This is a genomic window from Shewanella sp. LZH-2, from assembly GCF_016859145.1.
Taxonomy (GTDB): domain Bacteria; phylum Pseudomonadota; class Gammaproteobacteria; order Enterobacterales; family Shewanellaceae; genus Shewanella; species Shewanella xiamenensis.
On the sequence record NZ_CP069350.1, the window covers coordinates 241,032 to 264,073 of the forward strand.

The following is a 23,042-nucleotide window of genomic DNA, read 5'->3' on the forward strand; positions in this document are numbered from 1 at the left end:
GTTCACAAATTGTTCCATCTGGTAAATTTTATATGAAACTTAAGGCTCATTTATCTGTCACATGCAAAACTGTAGGCCTGCGGTGGCTCCATTTGGGCAAAAATCGAGAATGAGACAAGTCACCCAGTTTTGTATGAAAGAGGCAGACAGGAACAATAGCAAATACTAAAATGAACCAAATTTCGTGCATTTGTGTGAACAGCATGTTGTGCGTTGGTTTGGAATTTTTCTAAATCAACATATTATTAGAGACTGAGGAAAACCCATGATCCCAGAACTTGGACACTTTTCGCTGATTATAGGAGTGGCATTCGCCTTCTTGTTAACCAGCGTTCCCCTTATAGGTGTTGCCCGTAAAGACCAATACCTAGTGAGGTATGCTTGGCCGTTAGCCTACGGAATGTTCTTTTTTATTGCTTTATCCGTAGTATCGCTTGGTTATAGCTTCGCCGTTGATGATTTCTCCGTGGCCTACGTGGCACATCACTCTAATTCTCAGTTACCTATTTTCTTTAAGATTGCGGCCGTATGGGGCGGTCATGAAGGGTCTCTGTTGTTCTGGGTGTTTGCGTTATCGACTTGGGCCGCTTCTGTCGCATTATTCAGTAAAGGCTTAGAAGAAGTGTTTACTGCAAGGGTGCTGGCTGTATTGGCGCTGATTGTGATTGGTTTTAGCTTATTTATGCTGCTCACTTCTAGCCCATTTGAACGTTTATTTCCAATGCCAGCCGAAGGTCGCGACTTGAACCCAATGTTGCAGGATGTAGGCTTAATCTTCCATCCGCCAATGTTGTATTTAGGTTATGTGGGTTTCTCTGTAAGCTTTGCGTTTGCAATTGCTGCATTGATGAGTGGCCATCTTGACTCGGCTTGGGCTCGTTGGTCTCGTCCTTGGACCTTGGCTGCTTGGATTTTCCTCACTGGCGGTATTGCATTAGGTTCTTGGTGGGCATACTACGAATTAGGCTGGGGTGGCTGGTGGTTCTGGGATCCAGTAGAAAATGCCTCCTTTATGCCTTGGTTAGTGGGTACGGCATTAGTGCATTCGCTGATTGTGACCGAAAAACGTGGTGCGTTCCGTAACTGGACAGTATTGCTGTCAATCTTTGCATTTTCGTTAAGTTTACTGGGTACCTTTATCGTGCGTTCCGGCGTACTGACATCGGTTCACTCATTCGCAGCCGATCCAAGCCGCGGTATGTTTATTCTGTTATTACTTGGCTTAGCTATCGGTGGTTCGCTCACTTTGTTTGCCTTCCGCGCAAGTGAAATGAGCAGCCCAGCACGCTTCGAATTGAAATCAAAAGAAACCATGCTGTTAGTCTGTAACGTGTTGCTGACTGTCGCTGCTGGTACAGTCCTGTTAGGGACGTTATATCCACTGCTGATCGATGCTTTAGGTATGGGCAAGATCTCTGTTGGACCTCCATATTTTAATGCTGTGTTTGTACCGATCGTGCTCGTGCTGTTTGCGTTTATGGGCGTGGGTCCGATCATCCGTTGGAAGAAATCAAAAGCGGGTGAGTTAAAACGCCAATTGCTGGTGCCTGCATTAGTATCAGCCGCGATTGGTATCGTGACGCCATTTATTGTCGATGGTGCTTTTAACGTGTGGGTTGCTTTGGGTATCGCCGCTGCTGCTTGGATTGTGTTGGCAACCGCAAGAGCCGCTTACAATATCGTGAAGCCTAAAGATGGTGAATTAAGCGTGGCACGTATGGGCCGTAGTGAGCTGGGTATGATCTTAGCTCACTTAGGTATTGCTGTGTCGGTTATCGGTGCCACTATGGTATCTAACTACTCGGTTGAGAAAAGTGTGCGTATGGGGCCTGGCATAAGCCAAGAGCTTGCGGGTTATACCTTTAAATATCTTGAGACTAAGAACGTCGTTGGTCCTAACTACACCGCACAACAAGGTCAAATTGAGATCTACAAAGGCGATAAGCTGCTGACGTTACTCAAGCCTGATCGTCGCCAATACAATGTGCGTACTATGGACATGACCGAAGCCGGTATCGATTGGGGTCTGTTCCGTGACTTATATGTCACCATGGGCGATCCAATCAGCAGCACTGAATTTGCTGTGCGTTTGAACTACAAGCCTTTTGTTCGTTGGTTATGGTTTGGAGCAATATTCATGATGGTCGGTGGTTTCTTTGCCGCATCGGATAAACGCTATCGCTCAAAAGTGGCTGCTACCGTTAAGCCGCAAACTGAAAAAGCGAAATTTGCTACCGCGCAATAATTGGGGAATGTATGAAGAAGTTGGTTCTGTTTATCCCATTAGTCATTTTTCTTGGCATGGGGGTATTTTTATACAAAGGATTGTTTTTAAATCCGCAGAAACTGGATTCAGCTCTGGAAGGAAAGCCTATTCCGGCTTTCCAACTGGAACGTCTCGAAACACCAAACGAGATGATTACCAATGAGCAACTGAAAGGAAAAGTCTCATTACTTAACGTTTGGGCTACTTGGTGCCCCTCTTGTAAGTATGAACACCCTTTCTTAGTCATGCTGAAACGTCAGAATATTCTGCCTATCTATGGGATAAACTACCGTGACGAACGTATCCCCGCGCTGGAAGAATTAAAACGCCAGGGTGATCCTTACAATATTAATATTTTTGATAAGGATGGACGCTTAGGCTTAGATCTTGGCGTTTACGGTGCACCGGAAAGCTTTATTGTTGATCATAATGGCATTATTCGTTATCGCTACGCAGGGCCTATTGACCAGCGTGTATGGAGTGAAACTCTCTATCCTATGATTCAACAACTCCAAGCTGAAGCGGCGAAGGATGGTGCAGCGTGAGAATTTTGACAAAAATCATTGGTGGCTTGGTGTTAATGCTGAGTATGGTGACAACCGTAATGGCCACACCTGTAGATACTTACGAATTTAAATCACCCGAAAACCAAAAACGAGGTTTGTCATTAGCGCATGAGTTGCGTTGCCCGCAATGTCAGAACCAAAACTTGATCGATTCCAACTCGCCAGTTGCACGAGATCTGCGCCTTGAAGTGTATAAAATGGTTGATGAAGGCAAAGGTGACGATGAAATCATCGAGTTTATGACCAGCCGTTATGGTGAGTTTGTACTCTACAAACCGAAAATGGAAACTAAAACCTATATTCTTTGGTTAGGTCCAGTGGGTTTGTTATTGCTCGGTCTTATCATTGGTTTCATCTTTATCCGCAAACAACGTATCGGTGGCACGACCGAGCCTGAGATCAGTGCCGAAGATCAAAAAGCGCTTGATGCTTTATTAAAGCGTGATAATAAATGAAGTCATTTGCTTTAGCTGCAATCCTAGCGAGTTTGTCTGTTGCCTTTGCTGGTGGTGCCCATGCGTACCCCGGCATGCAGCAGGCAAATAAACCGATTGAGTCGACAGTCGATCTGATTAACGTTCTTCCACAGACTTATCCTATCGAAGTTGTTGCTTTTAGTGATGCGAATGGAAAGCCTATCGACTTTAGCCAATACAAAGGTAAAGTCGTGATGGTCAACATGTGGGCGACCTGGTGTCCTCCCTGCGTAAGGGAGTTGCCCGCAATTGAGCGTTTGGCGACAAAGTTTAAAGCGGATCAGTTTGCGTTATTGCCTATCTCTATCGATGCTGGTGGTAAGCAACAAGTGCAGCCTTTTCTCACATCATTAGGAATGGCAAACTTTAATTCCTATTACGATCCTACGCAAAACTTAGGGCAGGTGTTCCCACTGGATACCATTCCTGCAACCTTTATTCTCGATCAAAATGGCCAATTGATCGCGTTTGTGCGCTCCTTTGTCGATTGGGATGACGCAAAAGCCGTATCGCTAATCCAAAGTTTTATCGATAAAGGCGCTAAAAAGCTGAATTAAACAGCATATAGAGCGTAAATAGAGCACCGTTGTAGAAAAGATCGCCATGCGATCTTTTTTCTTTTAAAAAGCGCTTGCACAAAAAGTTTCGCTGCCTATAATGCGCATCCACTGACACGGCAGACAGCGAAAGCAAACGCGGTTACAGTGCGAATCGAATGCAAAATGTGCAGTTGATTCGAAAGCCTCAAGAAGTTTGCAAAAACGCCTTGACGCGACAAGGGAAATGCGTACAATACGCAGCCCTGACCCAGTGAGCGGTAACGCGAAGTGAATGGTCAAACGCTCTTTAACAATCTAAACAAGAAATCTGTGTGGACACTCACAGGTGTTGAGTTAATCGAAATTACTCTGCCGTTTGGCGAGTAATCAAAGAATTAAATCAATGAATGAGTGTTCATAGCAATATGTACATACAGTAATGTATGAATTGAAACGCGATGCTTCTTAGTGAGCAAAGCGAATCAAAACAGTAGAATTCATTGAGTCGTTTAACGCGAGTTAAACAAAAAACTTTTAATTGAAGAGTTTGATCATGGCTCAGATTGAACGCTGGCGGCAGGCCTAACACATGCAAGTCGAGCGGCAGCACAAGTGAGTTTACTCATGAGGTGGCGAGCGGCGGACGGGTGAGTAATGCCTAGGGATCTGCCCAGTCGAGGGGGATAACAGTTGGAAACGACTGCTAATACCGCATACGCCCTACGGGGGAAAGAGGGGGACCTTCGGGCCTCTCGCGATTGGATGAACCTAGGTGGGATTAGCTAGTTGGTGAGGTAATGGCTCACCAAGGCGACGATCCCTAGCTGTTCTGAGAGGATGATCAGCCACACTGGGACTGAGACACGGCCCAGACTCCTACGGGAGGCAGCAGTGGGGAATATTGCACAATGGGGGAAACCCTGATGCAGCCATGCCGCGTGTGTGAAGAAGGCCTTCGGGTTGTAAAGCACTTTCAGTAGGGAGGAAAGGGTGAGTCTTAATACGGCTCATCTGTGACGTTACCTACAGAAGAAGGACCGGCTAACTCCGTGCCAGCAGCCGCGGTAATACGGAGGGTCCGAGCGTTAATCGGAATTACTGGGCGTAAAGCGTGCGCAGGCGGTTTGTTAAGCGAGATGTGAAAGCCCTGGGCTCAACCTAGGAATAGCATTTCGAACTGGCGAACTAGAGTCTTGTAGAGGGGGGTAGAATTCCAGGTGTAGCGGTGAAATGCGTAGAGATCTGGAGGAATACCGGTGGCGAAGGCGGCCCCCTGGACAAAGACTGACGCTCATGCACGAAAGCGTGGGGAGCAAACAGGATTAGATACCCTGGTAGTCCACGCCGTAAACGATGTCTACTCGGAGTTTGGTGTCTTGAACACTGGGCTCTCAAGCTAACGCATTAAGTAGACCGCCTGGGGAGTACGGCCGCAAGGTTAAAACTCAAATGAATTGACGGGGGCCCGCACAAGCGGTGGAGCATGTGGTTTAATTCGATGCAACGCGAAGAACCTTACCTACTCTTGACATCCACAGAAGAGACCAGAGATGGACTTGTGCCTTCGGGAACTGTGAGACAGGTGCTGCATGGCTGTCGTCAGCTCGTGTTGTGAAATGTTGGGTTAAGTCCCGCAACGAGCGCAACCCCTATCCTTATTTGCCAGCACGTAATGGTGGGAACTCTAGGGAGACTGCCGGTGATAAACCGGAGGAAGGTGGGGACGACGTCAAGTCATCATGGCCCTTACGAGTAGGGCTACACACGTGCTACAATGGCGAGTACAGAGGGTTGCAAAGCCGCGAGGTGGAGCTAATCTCACAAAGCTCGTCGTAGTCCGGATTGGAGTCTGCAACTCGACTCCATGAAGTCGGAATCGCTAGTAATCGTGGATCAGAATGCCACGGTGAATACGTTCCCGGGCCTTGTACACACCGCCCGTCACACCATGGGAGTGGGCTGCAAAAGAAGTGGGTAGCTTAACCTTCGGGGGGGCGCTCACCACTTTGTGGTTCATGACTGGGGTGAAGTCGTAACAAGGTAGCCCTAGGGGAACCTGGGGCTGGATCACCTCCTTACCTATACGACTAACTCGATGTTTGTTGAGTGTTCACACAGATGGCTTGTTGAACTTCCTGTAAGGGAAGGGAGAGCGACATGCACCGCGAGCCGGTATGCATTGTTCTTTAACAATTTGGAAAGCTGATAGTAATTAATACAATGATGTCTGTCGTTGTGTTAATACGAAAAAAAATTGAGTTCTTAAAACACTTGTTAAGTGTCTTGAATATTCAAGTCTAAGGCGAGTCCATCTTCTTGGTCGAAGATGAGACAAGTAAAACCAGCTGGTCGCAACAATTCAAGTGGCTCACGCAAGTGAAACCTATTTGGGTTGTATGGTTAAGCGACTAAGCGTATACGGTGGATGCCTTGGCAGTCAGAGGCGATGAAGGACGTAGTAACTTGCGAAAAGCGTTGGCGAGCTAGTAACAAGCATTTGAGCTAACGATGTCCGAATGGGGGAACCCGGCCGCATAAGCGGTCATCATGTGGTGAATACATAGCTACATGAGGCAAACGAGGGGAACTGAAACATCTAAGTACCCTTAGGAAAAGAAATCAACCGAGATTCCCCTAGTAGCGGCGAGCGAACGGGGATTAGCCCTTAAGTCAGAGGGGTGTTAGTGGAATGGTCTGGAAAGTCCAGCGGCACAGGGTGATAGCCCCGTACACGAAAACTAACCTTTGATGAAAACGAGTAAGGCGGGACACGTGATATCCTGTTTGAATATGGGGGGACCATCCTCCAAGGCTAAATACTCCTGACTGACCGATAGTGAACCAGTACCGTGAGGGAAAGGCGAAAAGAACCCCTGTGAGGGGAGTGAAATAGAACCTGAAACCGTATACGTACAAGCAGTGGGAGCGGTACTTGAGACCGTGACTGCGTACCTTTTGTATAATGGGTCAGCGACTTACGTTTTGTAGCGAGGTTAAGCGAATAGCGGAGCCGTAGGGAAACCGAGTGTTAACTGCGCGTTTAGTTGCAAGGCGTAGACCCGAAACCCGGTGATCTAGCCATGGGCAGGTTGAAGGTTGAGTAACATCAACTGGAGGACCGAACCGACTAATGTTGAAAAATTAGCGGATGACTTGTGGCTGGGGGTGAAAGGCCAATCAAACCGGGAGATATCTGGTTCTCCTCGAAAGCTATTTAGGTAGCGCCTCGAGCGAATACCATTGGGGGTAGAGCACTGTTAAGGCTAGGGGGTCATCCCGACTTACCAACCCTTTGCAAACTCCGAATACCAATGAGTACTACTCGGGAGACAGACGGCGGGTGCTAACGTCCGTCGTCAAAAGGGAAACAACCCAGACCGTCAGCTAAGGTCCCAAAGTGTATGTTAAGTGGGAAACGATGTGGGAAGGCTTAGACAGCTAGGATGTTGGCTTAGAAGCAGCCATCATTTAAAGAAAGCGTAATAGCTCACTAGTCGAGTCGGCCTGCGCGGAAGATGTAACGGGGCTAAACATACCACCGAAGCTACGGGTGCAATTCATTAGAGTTGCGCGGTAGAGGAGCGTTCTGTAAGCCGTTGAAGGTGAAGGGGTAACCCACACTGGAGGTATCAGAAGTGCGAATGCTGACATGAGTAACGATAAAGGGGGTGAAAAACCCCCTCGCCGAAAGACCAAGGGTTCCTGTCCAACGTTAATCGGGGCAGGGTGAGTCGACCCCTAAGGTGAGGCCGAAAGGCGTAATCGATGGGAAACAGATTAATATTTCTGTACTTCCGCTAACTGCGATGGAGAGACGGAGAAGGCTAGGCTAGCGCGGCGTTGGTAGTCCGCGTTTAAGGTGGTAGGTGGGTGACTTAGGCAAATCCGGGTCACTATACACTGAGAGCTGATGACGAGTCCCCAAGGGGATGAAGTAGTTGATGCCATGCTTCCAGGAAAATCTTCTAAGCTTCAGGTTAGCGGGAATCGTACCCCAAACCGACACAGGTGGTCGGGTAGAGAATACCAAGGCGCTTGAGAGAACTCGGCTGAAGGAACTAGGCAAAATGGTACCGTAACTTCGGGAGAAGGTACGCTCTTGTTGGTGATGAGACTTGCTCTCTAAGCTGACGGGAGTCGCAGATACCAGGTGGCTGCAACTGTTTATCAAAAACACAGCACTGTGCAAACTCGCAAGAGGAAGTATACGGTGTGACGCCTGCCCGGTGCCGGAAGGTTAATTGATTGGGTTATCGCAAGAGAAGCTCATGATCGAAGCCCCGGTAAACGGCGGCCGTAACTATAACGGTCCTAAGGTAGCGAAATTCCTTGTCGGGTAAGTTCCGACCTGCACGAATGGCGTAATGATGGCCACGCTGTCTCCAGCCGAGACTCAGTGAAGTTGAAATTGCGGTGAAGATGCCGTATACCCGCGGCTAGACGGAAAGACCCCGTGAACCTTTACTATAGCTTGGCACTGAACATTGACCCTACATGTGTAGGATAGGTGGGAGACTATGAAGTTGGAACGCTAGTTCTGATGGAGTCGTCCTTGAAATACCACCCTTGTAGTGTTGATGTTCTAACTTGGCCCCATTATCTGGGGTAAGGACAGTGCCTGGTGGGTAGTTTGACTGGGGCGGTCTCCTCCCAAAGAGTAACGGAGGAGCACGAAGGTTGGCTAAGTACGGTCGGACATCGTACGGTTAGTGCAATGGCATAAGCCAGCTTAACTGCGAGACAGACACGTCGAGCAGGTACGAAAGTAGGTCATAGTGATCCGGTGGTTCTGAATGGAAGGGCCATCGCTCAACGGATAAAAGGTACTCCGGGGATAACAGGCTGATACCGCCCAAGAGTTCATATCGACGGCGGTGTTTGGCACCTCGATGTCGGCTCATCACATCCTGGGGCTGAAGTCGGTCCCAAGGGTATGGCTGTTCGCCATTTAAAGTGGTACGCGAGCTGGGTTCAGAACGTCGTGAGACAGTTCGGTCCCTATCTGCCGTGGGCGTTGGATGATTGAGGGGAGTTGCTCCTAGTACGAGAGGACCGGAGTGAACGAACCGCTGGTGTTCGGGTTGTCATGCCAATGGCATTGCCCGGTAGCTATGTTCGGAATCGATAACCGCTGAAAGCATCTAAGCGGGAAGCGAGCCCCAAGATGAGTCATCCCTTGGACTTTAAGTCCACTAAAGAGCCGTTCGAGACTAGGACGTTGATAGGTCAGGTGTGTAAGCGTTGTGAGGCGTTGAGCTAACTGATACTAATGACTCGAGAGGCTTAACCATACAACCCAGATGGGTTTTGCTAAGTAGCACTTAGACGAATAGAAACACTTAAGAAGTGGTACTCAATACAGCTTTCCGAATTCATTTACTGCCCACATAAGATGGGGAGTAGATACCAAATTTGCTTGGTGACAATAGCATTGTGGTCCCACCTGATCCCATCCCGAACTCAGAAGTGAAACGCAATCGCGCCGATGGTAGTGTGGGGTCTCCCCATGTGAGAGTAGGTCATCGCCAAGCGCCTAAATAAACAATGAAGCCAGCTGAATAAGCTGGCTTTTTTGTTTTAGGTGTTTGCCATCTTTAGATTGTGATTTTGAAATCACTCATTCCAATTTTCAGCCTCTTTCGCTCACACACCCCTGATGTGCGCTAAATCGCGACTGACTACCTTATTTTCTTCACACTACTGAACCATATCTCCCAAAGGTCAACTCTTGCTATTACTTCAGAGGTTACTTACCTTATGCAGTAACTTATTGGGGTAGCTAAGGATCTATGATGAAGTTAGAGATGATTTGTACTGGGGAAGAGGTGCTGTCGGGTCAGATTGTTGATACTAACGCTGCTTGGTTTGCCAGCACTATGATGGAGCATGGCATTGAGATCCAGAGGCGCGTTACAGTCGGGGATCGTCTCGAGGACTTAATTGCGGTTTTCCAAGAGCGTAGTTTGCATGCCGATGTGATTTTAGTGAATGGCGGCTTGGGGCCGACCAGTGATGATATGTCTGCCGAGGCAATGGCTAAGGCTAAAGGCGAGCCTCTGGTTGAGAATCGTGAGTGGCGTCAACGTTTAGAAGATTGGTTTACGCGCAATAATCGCGAGATGCCAGTGAGTAATTTAAAGCAGGCAATGCTGCCTGAGTCTGCGGTGATGGTGGATAACCCCGTTGGCACGGCTTGTGGATTTAGAGTGAAGTTGAATCGAGCCTGGTTGTTCTTCACTCCTGGTGTGCCATTTGAACTCAAGCATATGGTGAAGGAACAGTTTATTCCTTTTATCCGTGCAGAGTTTGACCTCGACGCTAAGGTGGCGCTGAAGAAGTTGCTGACCATAGGTCATGGCGAGTCTTCCCTTGCCGACAAAATCGAGCCATTGGAGTTGCCTGAGGGAATTACCATTGGCTATCGCTCCTCAATGCCACATATTGAGATTAAGATCTTTGCCCGCGGCGAGAAGGCGATTGCTTTGCTGCCACGGGTGACTGGGCACATCAAAATGGTGCTGGGGACTGCGGTCGTCGCCGAAGATAAAGCGACGCTTGCCGAAGAGATCCATGCTAAGTTGCTGAATTCTGGATTGACCTTGAGTGTTGCTGAGTCTTGTACGGGTGGGATGATTACCAGTCAGTTAGTGGATTTCCCGGGCAGCTCTTCCTATTTGCAACACGGTCTGGTGACTTACAGTAATGAGTCTAAGGTGCGAGTATTAGGTGTTAATCCGGCGACGTTGGACGATCACGGCGCAGTCTCTATTCCAACGGTTGAAGAAATGGCTAAGGGCGCGCGTGCTATTTTAGACAGTGATTTTGCCTTAGCGACCAGTGGGATAGCGGGACCTGATGGCGGAACCGAAGAAAAGCCCGTTGGTACGGTGGCAATTGCCTTGGCAACCCGCAGTGGCGTCTACAGCCAAATGATAAAACTGCCGCGACGTTCGCGGGATTTAGTGCGTAGCTTAAGTGCGGCGGTAGCCTACGATATGTTAAGACGTGAATTACTCACCGAAGCTGTGATTGTGGATTATCAATCGATAGGGCGTTTCAGCAAGTAACTCTTTGGATACTTACGGGTTTTAGTCAGTCTAGCTTGACTAACAAAAATGCTCCCGAGGGAGCATTTTTTTATGGCGAATGGTTTGCAACGCAAGCCGTTATTTAGTGAACTTAAGGACTAATTTGCCAGGGACGACTTGAATGCTCTCGGTCATCTTGGCCATCAGCGCTTGGTTACTATCCTTCGTATCGAGCACATAAACGGGCTGATTCTCGAGGAAATGCCTTAAGTAGCCCATCACTTGTGGTGTCGCGCTACTGATGGCTTTCTCGATATCCTTGGGTGTTGACTCGACTTTCACCAATTCAAGCTGGCGTAGGTAGACGCTGTGGGTGGCACTGTCATACCAAGGCTTGGCCTCAAAGGTTGTTGAAAGTTGCGCCTTCAACGGATAAATAGGGTTAGTGATGGACACCTGAGTGGTCGCACTTACGCTCATAGTGTCAGGCTTGTCACCGAGTCTGACACTGATGTCGTTAATGCGCACTTGCGCGCCCACGAGTTGATTACCTTGTTTCACCTCAAAATGGATCTCTTTGCTGAGATACTGCTCCATTTCATGCTCGCTGATACTGTACTGCGTGACGCAGCCGCCAAGCAGTACAGATAATCCCAAGCAAAGGCTAAGCGTGAGTTTTTTCATTAACCTGTGTTTCTCATGCCCGCCGCGACACCGGCAATCGTCAGCATTAAGGCGAGTTGCACGTGTTCGGAAGCGGGAGCTTCGGTTGTTTCCTTGCGGGTACGAGCTAATAACTCGGTCTGCAGGAAGTTTAATGGATCGATATAGGGATTGCGCAGTTTGACTGATTCGCGATTCCACGGTGTATGCGCCATTAAGGTATCCGATTTAGTCAGCTCCAGCACCACTTTAATGCCGAGATCTAAACGCTGGCGTAAAGTTTCGCCTAAGTGGTGGAGATTGGGCGGTACTAAGCAGGTTTCATAGTAACGCGCTAAGTTAGGTTCCGCCTTGGCGTACACCATTTCTAGCATGGAAATCCGCGTGCTAAAGAAGGGCCATTCGCGGTCCATATCTTGTAGCAAACCCATTTCTCCACGTTCGCAGGCAGCCAGTAATGCTTCACCGGCGCCGAGCCATGCTGGCAACATTAAGCGGTTTTGAGACCAAGCGAAAATCCAAGGAATGGCACGTAAGCTCTCGATACCGCCATCGACACGGCGTTTTGCTGGGCGACTGCCTAATGGTAATTTGCCTAGTTCAACCTCCGGAGTGGCTGCACGGAAATAAGGCACAAAATCCGGCTCTTCACGGACAATACCGCGGTAAGCACTCACTGACTCCTCTGCAATTCGCTCCATGCAATTGCGCCATTCCTGCTTAGGCTCGGGCGGCGGAAGCAGAGTCGCTTCTAACACCGCTGAGGTGTACAGGGCTAAGCTTTGCACCGCCAATTTAGGCAGGCCGAACTTAAAGCGGATCATCTCACCTTGCTCGGTGACGCGAATACGGCCATCAACTGAGCCGGGCGGTTGTGACAGAATCGCTTTGTGGGCAGGACCGCCGCCACGACCAATACTGCCTCCACGACCATGGAACAGCGTCAGCTTAACGCCAGCCTGTTTACAGACGGCGACTAACTGCTCCTGTGCGCGATATTGCGCCCAAGCGGCTGCCATTACACCCGCATCTTTGGCTGAGTCGGAGTAGCCGATCATCACCTCTTGCATGCCTTTGGTATAACCACGGTACCAGTCGATATCGAGCAGTGCGGTAATACATTCGGCGGCGTTGTTTAAGTCGCTTAAGGTTTCAAATAGCGGCACAACCCGCATTGGATGCGTGCAGCCAGTTTCTTTGAGCAGTAATAATACGGTTAATACATCTGAAGGCTTGCTCGCCATCGAGATCACATAGGAGCCCAACGCCTTAGCAGGATGTTTAGCAATTAAACGGCAAGTGTTAAGCACTTCGGCCACGTCGGCGGAAGGTTGCCAGTTGCTCGGGATCAGCGGACGACGGTTACTGAGTTCACGCAGCAAGAAGGCTTGTTTTTCGGTTTCATCCCAATGATTAAAGTCACCCATACCTAGATAGCGGGTTAACTCTGCAAGTACATCGCAGTGACGGCCGGCGTCTTGGCGAATGTCGAGCCTAAGCATATGAATGCCAAAACAAGCGAGACGGCGCAAAATGTCGAGCAGTAAACCGTTAGCAATCAAACGCATGCCGCAGTCACATAAACTCTTATACAGCATCTCTAGCGGCGCTTTAAGATCGCTTTCTTGCCAAATCAGCGTCGACTTATCCACTTCAGGATTGTGGCCCTCAATGCGGGCATTTAAGTAATCTATGGTGTCACGCAGTTTTTGTCTTAATGAGCGCAGCACAAAACGATAGGGTTCGCAGCTATTGTTGGTATAAGCCTTTAATTCATCATTGGCTTCTTCCATTGACAGTTCACCCACTAGCAACACTATATCCTTGAGGAATAAACGTGCCGCAGCATGGCGATTACGGTCTAACACTTCTTGGGTGACTTTGGCGGTCACAAAGGGGTTACCGTCGCGATCACCACCCATCCAGCTTGAGAATCGCACTGGTGCAATATCGATAGGCAATTGCTGGCCAGTGCGCTCTTGTACTTGATCGTTGAGCTGCCTTAAAAAGTCGGGGACGGCGTGCCAGAGAGATTCTTCAATCGTCGATAATCCCCAGCGGGCTTCATCCACTGGCGTTGGGCGCTCACGGCGAATTTCATTGGTGTGCCAGATTTGGGCGATTAACTGGCGCAGACGCAGATTAATTTGGCGACGTTCTCTATCGGATAATTGATCGTTTTCTTGCTCGGCGAGGCAATCCACAATCGCCGCATATTTTTGGATCAGTGTGCGGCGAGAGATTTCCGTTGGATGTGCGGTGAGGACTAAGTCGATATCAAGCGTCTTTAAGCAATCCAACATCTTGGTTTGATCGATACGGCCATTCAGCATACGGCCAAGCAACTGTTCGACCGGATCCGGTACACAAACCAGTTCATCACAGTTACGGCTAATAGTATGAAATTGTTCGGATAAGTTTGCTAGGTTGAGGAATTGGTTGAAGGCTTTGGCAAAAGGCACTAACTCTTCATCGGGGAGTGCGGTCAGCAGTTCTAGCATTTGCTCCCGTGCCGCCTCATCGCCACGGCGGGAATCTTTTGCAAGTTTACGAATTTGCTCAACCTTCTCGAGGAAAGAATCACCGAGGTGGGTGCGCATTGTATCGCCAAGGATCTGCCCTAACATACTCACGTTTGATCTTAACGACGCATACATGTCGGTCACATTGTCTGCCACATTACCTGCCATAGTTACTCCGAATAGAAAAACATCAAAATCCGCTTTGTATTAGCCCGCTAGCACAATACCCACCACAGAGGGCAATGGTCAACAGCAGAACTTATAACTTATACGACTGGCTTATCTGATATGCAACTAATCACGATAATTGCTGAAGAATATTCAATATAAATGCGAGCTAACGCAATATTTTATTATGTTTAGCCAAAGTGAATATGAACTGCATTATTTTGGCTTTGCGTACATGTATATCAGGTGTTAATAAAAAGGACTGATTTTTCAGTCTTTCATCCATAGATAACTGAGTTATAAAGAAGTTAGTGAGGTATTGTGTCATTTGCTAAGCGTGCTTGAACGAAGATTAAAGATAAAATTTAATAAAAATATATATTCACATATATTGCATAAATAGATCTTTGTGGTAGTCTAACCTGCAGTTGAGATGAGTCACCCATTGTGACCTGTAGAGTAAATATCATGATGTATAGCGTTAAGCCGTCAGTGAATAAAATAACGAGCCATTACGATTTCCCACGACGATAGTCCTGTCATCATAGATATGCGCTGTTGCGTATACGCTATTCATCTATTCTTTAAGTCTCTTTGATTTGGTTTATAAAAATACATATGAAAAATATCGCCATTATCGGCGCCAGTGGTTACACAGGTGCACAACTCACTGCTTTAGTCCATGCGGAGTCTGAATTATCAATTCAAGGCCTGTATGTCTCTGAAAATAGTTTAGATAAAGGTAGAGCTTTAGCAGATTTGTACCCTGTCTACAGCCACATTGACTTAGCTCTGTCACCATTGACTGAAGAAGCGAAGACTAAGATCGTCGCCGAGGCGGATGCCGTGGTGTTGGCGACCGAGCACTCGGTGAGTTTGCATTTAGCGGCTTGGTTCTACAACCAAGGTTTAGCCGTGTTTGACTTAAGCGGTGCCTATCGTTTCAGTGATGTGGCGCAGTATCCTAAGTGGTACGGTTTTGAGCACGAATATCCCGAGGTGCTAGCCAAGGCTGTTTATGGTCTTGCCGAGTGGAATGCCAAAGAAGTCGCCGCAACTAAGATGATTGCTGTGCCAGGTTGTTACCCAACAGCATCATTAACCGCTTTGAAACCATTAAAGAATTTACTGACCTCCGCCTATCCGGTGATCAATGCGGTCAGCGGTGTGACGGGCGCGGGTCGTAAGGCGCAGTTGCATACCAGTTTTTGCGAAGTGAGCCTCACACCCTACGGCGTATTAGGCCACAGACATCAACCCGAAATTGCCACTCAACTGGGGCAAGAGGTGATCTTCACGCCGCACCTTGGCAACTTCAAGCGCGGCATTTTAGCAACCATCACGGTACAGCTAAAACCGGGCACCACCACCGCCGATGTGGCTACGGCATACAGTGTTTATGACCAAGCTCCGCTGGTGACGGTGAAACAGAACCAGTTCCCGAAAGTGGATGATGTAGTGCTGACTCCGAATTGCCACTTAGGTTGGAAGTTTGATGAGAACAGTGGCTACTTAGTGGTTGCCAGTGCCATCGACAATTTGATGAAAGGCGCGGCGAGCCAAGCCCTGCAATGCATAAAGATTCACTTTAACCTTTAACCGTTCATCCTTAGTTAAGAGAGTCGTCAAGATGTCTACCAACAACTCAGTATTAGTTCTTAAAGTCGGCGGCGCCCTGCTGCAGTGTGAAATGGGGATGGCGCGTTTAATGGATACCGCCGCAGTAATGATCGCAAATGGTCAGCAGGTGCTGATGGTGCATGGCGGTGGCTGTTTGGTCGATGAGCAATTAGCCGCAAACGGCATGGAAACCGTCAAGTTAGAAGGCCTGCGGGTGACCCCGCCTGAGCAAATGCCGATTATTGCCGGTGCACTGGCTGGCACATCAAACAAGATCCTCCAAGGCGCAGCGACTAAAGCTGGGATTGTGAGTGTGGGCATGAGCTTAGCCGATGGCAACACGGTATCGGCTAAGATTAAAGATGAGCGTTTAGGGTTAGTGGGCGAGGTTTCTCCTAAGGACGCCACTTACCTTAAGTTTATTTTGTCCCAAGGCTGGATGCCGATTTGTAGCTCAATTGCCATGATGGACGATGGCCAAATGCTGAACGTGAACGCTGACCAAGCGGCGACGGTATTAGCTAAATTGGTCGGTGGCAAGTTGGTGCTGTTATCGGATGTGTCTGGCGTACTCGATGGTAAAGGTCAATTAATCCCTTCACTGAATGGTAAGCAGATTGCGGATTTGGTGAAGCAAGGTGTGATCGAAAAGGGAATGAAAGTAAAAGTAGAAGCTGCGCTCGAAGTGGCGCAGTGGATGGGGCAGGCGGTTCAAGTGGCCTCATGGCGTGATGCAAGCCAATTAGTCGCATTAGCAAAAGGTGAGGCCGTGGGCACACAAATCCAACCATAAGCGGAGTAGGTTATGAAGCATTTACTATCGATAAAAGAGTTAACCCAGCAGCAGTTGCTGGATCTGATTACCTTGGCCAAGACGATTAAAGCGAATCCCGCAGAATATCGCCATGCACTGGACGGTAAGAGTGTGGTGATGTTATTTGAAAAGCCATCTCTGCGTACTCGTGTTAGCTTCGATATCGGTATTAATAAGCTCGGTGGCCACTGTTTATACCTAGACCAGCAAAATGGTGCCTTAGGTAAGCGGGAATCGGTCGCTGACTTTGCTTCTAACCTGTCCTGTTGGGCCGATGCCATTGTGGCGAGAACGTTCTCCCACACGACTATCGAACAATTAGCTAAGTTTGGTAGTGTGCCCGTGATTAATGCACTTTCGGATTTATACCATCCTTGCCAAGCTTTAGCCGATTTTTTAACCTTGGCCGAGCATTTTGAAAATATCAGTGATGCTAAGTTAGCGTATGTGGGTGATGGTAATAACGTTACTAACTCATTGATGTATTGCGCGGCCATTCTCGGTGCCACCATGACAGTGATCTGCCCTGCGGGTCACTTTCCTGATGGCTACGTTGTGGCCGAAGTGCAAGAGCTCGCGAGCCGATATGGCGGCAAGGTTGTACTGACTTCAGATATTGATGCGATTGAAGGTCACGATGCTATCTATACTGATACTTGGATTTCCATGGGAGATCCAACACCGTTAGCGGAAATTAAGGATAAGTTTGCACCTTATCAGGTCAATAAGGCCTTGATGGCGAAAGCGGGTGCTCACTTCTTTATGCACTGTTTACCCGCTCACCGCGGTGTTGAAGTGACCGATGAGGTCATGGATGGCGAAGGCTCCTTGATCCTGCAACAAGCTGAGAATCGGATGCACGCCCAAAATGCAGTACTGGTAACCCTATTTAGTTAATTTAACCCTGTTTAGCAGCCTACTTTCTCCAAGGTGAGAAACGAGTTATAGGAATTTAAGATGTCTATCGAGAACAAAAATACTGGCGTGAAAAAAGTCGTTTTAGCCTATTCGGGTGGTCTAGATACTTCGGCCATTATTCCTTGGTTAAAAGAAACCTACGACAACTGTGAAATCATCGCCTTTTGCGCTGACGTTGGTCAGGGTGAAGAAGAGTTAGTGGGTCTGACTGAAAAGGCATTAGCCTCAGGCGCGTCTGAATGCCATATCGTCGATCTGAAAGAAGAATTCGTTAAAGATTACATCTACCCAACCATGGCAACGGGGGCGATTTACGAAGGGACTTACTTGTTAGGTACTTCAATGGCGCGCCCAATCATCGCGAAGGCGCAGGTTGAAGTGGCGCGTAAAGTGGGTGCCGATGCCCTGTGCCACGGTTGTACCGGTAAGGGTAACGACCAAGTGCGTTTTGAAGGTTGCTTTGCGGCATTAGCGCCTGATTTAAAAGTGATTGCACCATGGCGTGAATGGACCATGCAGAGCCGTGAAGATCTGCTGGCTTACTTAGCTGAGCGTAATATTAAGACTTCAGCTTCTGCCACTAAGATCTACAGCCGTGATGCTAACGCATTCCACATTTCCCACGAAGGTGGCGAGTTGGAAGATCCATGGAACGAGCCAAGCAAAGGTGTGTGGACGCTGACTGCCGATCCGGAAGATGCGCCAAACGAAGCAGAATATGTGTCACTCGAAGTTGAACATGGCCGTGTGACTAAAGTAAATGGTGAAGCTTTAACGCCTTACGCTGCACTGATGAAGCTGAACGCCATCGCTGCACCACATGGCGTGGGTCGTATCGATATCACCGAAAACCGTTTAGTGGGCATGAAGTCTCGTGGTTGCTACGAAACCCCAGGCGGCACTGTGATGTTTGCCGCGCTGCGCGCGATTGAAGAGTTAGTGCTTGATAAAACCAGCCGTACTTGGCGCGAGCAAGTGGGTGCCCAAATGGCACACTTAGTGTACGACGGTCGTTGGTTTACACCTCTGTGTAAGTCGCTGTTGGCGGCATCTGAGTCTTTAGCCGAGTCTGTCAACGGTGAAGTTGTGGTGAAACTCTACAAAGGTCACGCGATTGCCGTTAAGAAACGTTCGCCAAACAGCTTGTACTCTGAAGCGTTTGCGACCTTCGGTGAAGATCAAGTGTACGACCAAAAACATGCTGAAGGCTTTATCCGTCTGTACTCGTTAGCGAGCCGTATCCGCGCGCTCAACGCTAAGTAATAGGCAGACTCAAAGGGCGCCTAGCGCCCTTTTTTATATCTTAAGTTTTAATAGCTTTAACGTATTCAAAGCAGTGACCGAGGGGATTGAGCATGGCTTTATGGGGTGGAAGATTTCAGGGCGAAACCAGCGCGCTATTTAAATTATTCAACGATTCACTGCCGGTGGATTATCGTTTGTTTGAGCAGGATGTAGTTGGCTCTATCGCTTGGGCCGATGCAATTGCTAGCGTTGGCATTATCACTGCCACTGAATGCAGTGACTTGAAGAAAGCGTTGAACGAGCTGCTGGTGGAAGTGAAGGGCGATCCTGCGATTATTCTCGCCTCGGGCGCGGAAGATATTCACAGTTTCGTGGAATCTGCGTTGATCGCCAAAGTCGGCGATCTGGGAAAAAAACTCCATACGGGCCGTAGCCGTAACGACCAAGTCGCTACCGACTTAAAACTCTGGTGCCAATCCGAAGGTGCGGCATTAGTGGCTCGCCTACAAACCTTACGCAGCGAACTTATCGCGCTCGCGGAGCGTGAATTCGACGCTGTAATGCCAGGTTACACTCACTTGCAACGCGCTCAACCTGTGACCTTCGGCCATTGGTGTTTAGCCTATGTGGAAATGATTGAGCGTGATCTTAGCCGCTTAACCGATGCCTTAAAGCGCGCCAATACCTGTCCGCTCGGTTCGGGTGCATTGGCGGGCACAGCCTATCAAATGGATAGATATGCGCTTGCAGCAGCACTGAACTTTGCTTCGCCAACCTTAAACAGTTTGGATAGCGTGTCGGATCGCGACCATGTGGTTGAGCTGTGCGGAGCAGCCTCTATCAGCATGATGCACTTAAGCCGCATGGCCGAAGATTTGATTTTCTTTAACTCGGGTGAAGCGGGCTTTATCTCATTAAGTGATGAAGTGACCTCGGGGTCATCGTTAATGCCACAAAAGAAAAACCCCGATGCGCTGGAGCTTATTCGCGGTAAAACGGGCCGTGTGTACGGCAGTTTAGTGGGTATTCTCACCACGATGAAGGCATTGCCACTGGCCTACAACAAAGACATGCAGGAAGACAAAGAAGGCCTGTTCGACGTGGTCGACAGCTGGGCTATTTGCTTGGATATGGCGGCATTAGTCTTATCTGGCTTAGTCGTTAACCGCCCGAATGCGCTGTTAGCCGCGCAGCAAGGTTATGCCAACGCGACCGAATTGGCGGATTATCTGGTGTCTAAGGGCATGCCGTTCCGTGAAGCGCACCATGTAGTCGGTGTGGCAGTAGTTGCGGCGATCGCTAAGAAGATCCCGTTAGAAGGTTTTACGCTCGCCGAGTTTAAAACCTTTGCCGATATCATCGAAGATGATGTGTATCCCAACCTTACCATCGAAGCCTGTTTGGCAAAACGTGATGTCCTCGGCGGCACAGCGTTGACTCAAGTTAAGCAAGCGATTGCGGCTAAAAAAGCGGGTTAATGGCAAAGTAGGTTAATCTTAGGTGAGCAATAAAAAACGCGACTCAAGGTCGCGTTTTTTTATTGCTATTTACGGCTATTGGAACAGGTCATCCGCTGGCGCATCGATGAAGAGATTATTTTCATCTTGGCTTTCACTGATATATTCCTTCGGTTCAGTGCCCGAGATAAAGTATTCAAAATCACTGGTGTAATCAGTTTTACGAGTGAGCTTGCCTGTTGCAAGGTCGATCCGCACCGAGACGATTCCTTCTGGTGGAATCGCCGTGGTTTCTGGGACGCCTTTAAGCACGTTATTCATAAATTCGTTCCAGCCAGGCCCTGCGGTCTTAGCACCGGCTTCGGTCCCAGTGATTTGATCTTTTTCACCATTAGCGTTCCAAGCGGTTCTACCTAACTGGCGACCATGATCGTCAAATCCGACCCAGAAGGTGCTAGTTAACGTTGGGCCAAAACCACTGAACCATGTATCGCGAGATTCGTTGGTTGTACCTGTTTTACCAGCAATATCATGACGTTTGATTAATTGAGCCGCCCGCCATGCCGTACCTTGCCAGCCCGTGCCTTTGCTCCAATCACCCCCACCCCATATCACACTCTTCAGCGCTTCGGTGATCAGGAATGCCGTTTGTTCAGAGATAATTTGCGGTGCATAACGACCTGTTTGCTCAAAGCAATGGGCAACAGCTGCATCAGTTTGAGCCGTTGGTTCACCAAAGCTCATTGGATCGCTGTTAGGCTGCACTTGGCTATTGTTAGGCTTACAGGCTAAGGTCGGATTGGCTTTTTCAATCACATTGCCGAAGGAGTCTTCTACCCGCTCAATATAGAAAGGTTCAACCAAGAAGCCACCATTTGCAAACACGTTGAAAGCCGCTGCGACTTGTAAGGGCGTTACCGAAGGTGAACCGAGGGCTAAGGACTCGTTTCGTGGTAAGTCGTTAGGGTCAAAACCGAACTTAGTTAACTCGGCAATAGCTGCATCTAAACCAATATGGCGCATGGCACGAACAGACATGACGTTGATCGATTGCGCTAAGCCCACACGTAAACGCGTTGGGCCACCATAGATATCGGGTGAGTTTTTCGGCCGCCACGCAGTACCTTGGCTAATATCGGGTTTATTAATTGGCGCGTTGTTAATCAGAGTCGCGAGTGTAAAGCCTTTTTCTAATGCCGCAGCATAGATGAAAGGTTTAATATTCGAACCTAATTGGCGTTTAGCCTGAGTTACCCGGTTGTATTGGCTTTGGCTAAAGCTGTAACCACCCACTAAAGTACGGATAGCGCCATTTTCCGGATCGAGTGACACTGTGGCACTCGCTACTTCGGGGACTTGCGATAATTGTAAGTACTGGCCATTGTCGCGGATCCAAATACGTTCGCCTACTGTCAGCATGTCTGAAGCCGATTTAGGTACCGCACCTTGGCGTTTATCGTTAATAAATTTACGCGCCCATTTCAAGCCATCCCATTTGATGACTTTGGTTTCACCTTTAGCGGTTAATACACTGGCTTGCTGTCCATCAATGCTTAATACCGCGGCAGGTTGTAACTCTTGGACGGGTGTGACTTTAGCCAGTTCAGCTTTGATTTGTGCATTATCAGGCTTAGCGCCTGTCCACAAAACAGCAGCAGGACCGCGGTAGCCATGACGTTCATCATAGGCATAAACATTATTGCGTAATGCTTGCTGCGCTAACAGCTGGAGATCGGATGAAATCGTGGTGTAGACGTTATAGCCATTGGTATAGGCTTCTTCTTCACCATATTTTTGCACCATGTAATCCCGGGCCATTTCAGAAATATAAGGGGCATAGAGATCGATTTCGGCACCATGATATTTGGCTACGAGTGGCTCCTGGAGTGCGGTTTGGTACTCCGTTTTGCTGATATACCCCACTTCATTCATCCGCATCAACACCACGTTGCGACGAGCGAGAGCGCGGGAAGGTGAAGTAATGGGGTTAAGCGTTGAGGGGGCCTTTGGCAAGCCAGCAATCATACTCATTTCAGACAGAGTCAGATCTTGGACGTTTTTGCCAAAATACACTTGAGCGGCTGCGCCAACGCCATAGGCTCTTTGGCCTAAATAGATACGGTTAACGTACAGCTCTAAAATCTCATCTTTCGTTAACAACTGCTCAATATGGTAGGAAATAAAAATTTCCTTCACCTTACGAATAATGGTTTTGTCGCGGGTTAGGAAGAAGTTACGTGCCACCTGCATGGTGATAGTACTTGCTCCTTGCTTTTTTTCGCCGGTTGTTAACATGACGATTGCTGCGCGGATTACCCCGACAGGATCGATACCACCATGCTCATAAAAGCGCGCATCTTCGGTGGCAAGGAAGGCTTGTAACAGCGGTTTGGGGACTTCTTCCAGTTTTAAGGGAATACGTCGTTTTTCACCAAACTGAGATATGAGTTTGCCATCACTACTGTAAATGCGCAAAGGTGTTTGTAATTGCACATTTTTTAGTGTCGAAACATCCGGCAGATCCGGCAAAACATAAAAGTATGCTGCAACAATGGCGCCTACGCCCAAAAGGGCTAGACTGAATAGAGCTATAACAATACGTTTTAACCACTTCACCTAAATTGATCCTAATGTTCAGTTAAGTGCGACAGTATATAAGGCGCGAACGTTTGGGTGAAGCAAAAACGTGACGGCCCTAAAATAGCGTTTGTAAAATCTTGAAACATTCTATACAAATACGTATAACGGGTTGATTTTGTG

The 23,042-nt window shown here is 48.4% G+C and carries 13 protein-coding genes and 3 rRNA genes; 13 read left to right on the top strand and 3 right to left on the bottom strand.

What is annotated here, in order from left to right:
• Positions 1 to 265 precede the first annotated feature (265 nt).
• The 8 genes from JM642_RS01180 to JM642_RS01215 all read left to right on the top strand — a co-directional run bounded on the left by JM642_RS01180 (position 266) and on the right by JM642_RS01215 (position 10,914).
• Positions 266 to 2,245 (top strand): heme lyase CcmF/NrfE family subunit, encoded by a 1,980-nt coding sequence (locus tag JM642_RS01180; protein ID WP_203432531.1) that lies wholly within the window; start codon positions 266 to 268, stop codon positions 2,243 to 2,245.
• Positions 2,246 to 2,256: 11 nt separating this feature from the next.
• Complete coding sequence (locus JM642_RS01185) at positions 2,257 to 2,811, top strand: DsbE family thiol:disulfide interchange protein (protein ID WP_037422791.1); 555 nt, start codon at positions 2,257 to 2,259, stop codon at positions 2,809 to 2,811.
• A complete protein-coding gene (nrfF, locus tag JM642_RS01190) occupies positions 2,808 to 3,287 on the top strand; it encodes a heme lyase NrfEFG subunit NrfF (RefSeq protein ID WP_037422794.1) in 480 nt (159 codons plus the stop codon). Before JM642_RS01185 ends, nrfF begins: the two co-directional genes overlap by 4 nt.
• Positions 3,284 to 3,865, top strand: coding sequence for a TlpA disulfide reductase family protein (locus tag JM642_RS01195; protein WP_037429821.1), 582 nt, complete (start codon positions 3,284 to 3,286; stop codon positions 3,863 to 3,865). The genes nrfF and JM642_RS01195 overlap by 4 nt, the downstream gene beginning before the upstream one ends.
• A 517-nt stretch (positions 3,866 to 4,382) precedes the next feature.
• Positions 4,383 to 5,925 (top strand): 16S ribosomal RNA (locus JM642_RS01200).
• Between the two features lie 320 nt (positions 5,926 to 6,245).
• Positions 6,246 to 9,138, top strand: a 23S ribosomal RNA gene (locus JM642_RS01205).
• A 124-nt stretch (positions 9,139 to 9,262) separates the two neighbouring features.
• Positions 9,263 to 9,378: ribosomal RNA gene (gene rrf, locus JM642_RS01210) — 5S ribosomal RNA — on the top strand.
• Together the 16S, 23S and 5S rRNA genes form the textbook arrangement of a ribosomal RNA operon.
• 261 nt (positions 9,379 to 9,639) lie before the next feature.
• Positions 9,640 to 10,914, top strand: coding sequence for a CinA family nicotinamide mononucleotide deamidase-related protein (locus JM642_RS01215; protein WP_088586507.1), 1,275 nt, complete (start codon positions 9,640 to 9,642; stop codon positions 10,912 to 10,914).
• Positions 10,915 to 11,013: 99 nt separating this feature from the next.
• Here JM642_RS01215 and JM642_RS01220 read toward each other — a convergent pair whose 3' ends face one another.
• On the bottom strand, positions 11,014 to 11,559 hold the full coding sequence (locus JM642_RS01220) for a DUF1439 domain-containing protein (protein ID WP_037424130.1): 546 nt from the start codon (positions 11,557 to 11,559) through the stop codon (positions 11,014 to 11,016).
• Positions 11,559 to 14,228, bottom strand: a complete 2,670-nt coding sequence (gene ppc, locus JM642_RS01225; RefSeq protein ID WP_172589139.1) for a phosphoenolpyruvate carboxylase — start codon at positions 14,226 to 14,228, stop codon at positions 11,559 to 11,561. The genes JM642_RS01220 and ppc overlap by 1 nt, the downstream gene beginning before the upstream one ends.
• Positions 14,229 to 14,846: 618 nt before the next feature.
• Here ppc and argC point away from each other — a divergent pair.
• The 5 genes from argC (at position 14,847) to argH (ending at position 20,303) form a co-directional block, all read left to right on the top strand.
• Entirely contained in the window at positions 14,847 to 15,827 is a 981-nt protein-coding gene (argC, locus tag JM642_RS01230) for an N-acetyl-gamma-glutamyl-phosphate reductase (RefSeq protein WP_203432532.1), read from the top strand.
• A gap of 31 nt (positions 15,828 to 15,858) precedes the next feature.
• Complete coding sequence (argB, locus tag JM642_RS01235; RefSeq protein WP_203432533.1) at positions 15,859 to 16,641, top strand: acetylglutamate kinase; 783 nt, start codon at positions 15,859 to 15,861, stop codon at positions 16,639 to 16,641.
• A 12-nt stretch (positions 16,642 to 16,653) separates the two neighbouring features.
• Positions 16,654 to 17,559, top strand: coding sequence for an ornithine carbamoyltransferase (locus JM642_RS01240; RefSeq protein WP_203432534.1), 906 nt, complete (start codon positions 16,654 to 16,656; stop codon positions 17,557 to 17,559).
• Positions 17,560 to 17,619: 60 nt separating this feature from the next.
• Positions 17,620 to 18,843: an argininosuccinate synthase gene (locus JM642_RS01245; RefSeq protein ID WP_088586511.1), complete on the top strand. Its 1,224-nt coding sequence runs from the start codon at positions 17,620 to 17,622 to the stop codon at positions 18,841 to 18,843.
• Between the two features lie 92 nt (positions 18,844 to 18,935).
• A complete protein-coding gene (gene argH / locus JM642_RS01250; protein WP_069454021.1) occupies positions 18,936 to 20,303 on the top strand; it encodes an argininosuccinate lyase in 1,368 nt (455 codons plus the stop codon).
• A gap of 75 nt (positions 20,304 to 20,378) precedes the next feature.
• Here argH and JM642_RS01255 read toward each other — a convergent pair whose 3' ends face one another.
• On the bottom strand, positions 20,379 to 22,898 hold the full coding sequence (locus tag JM642_RS01255; protein ID WP_203432535.1) for a PBP1A family penicillin-binding protein: 2,520 nt from the start codon (positions 22,896 to 22,898) through the stop codon (positions 20,379 to 20,381).
• Positions 22,899 to 23,042: the final 144 nt, after the last annotated feature.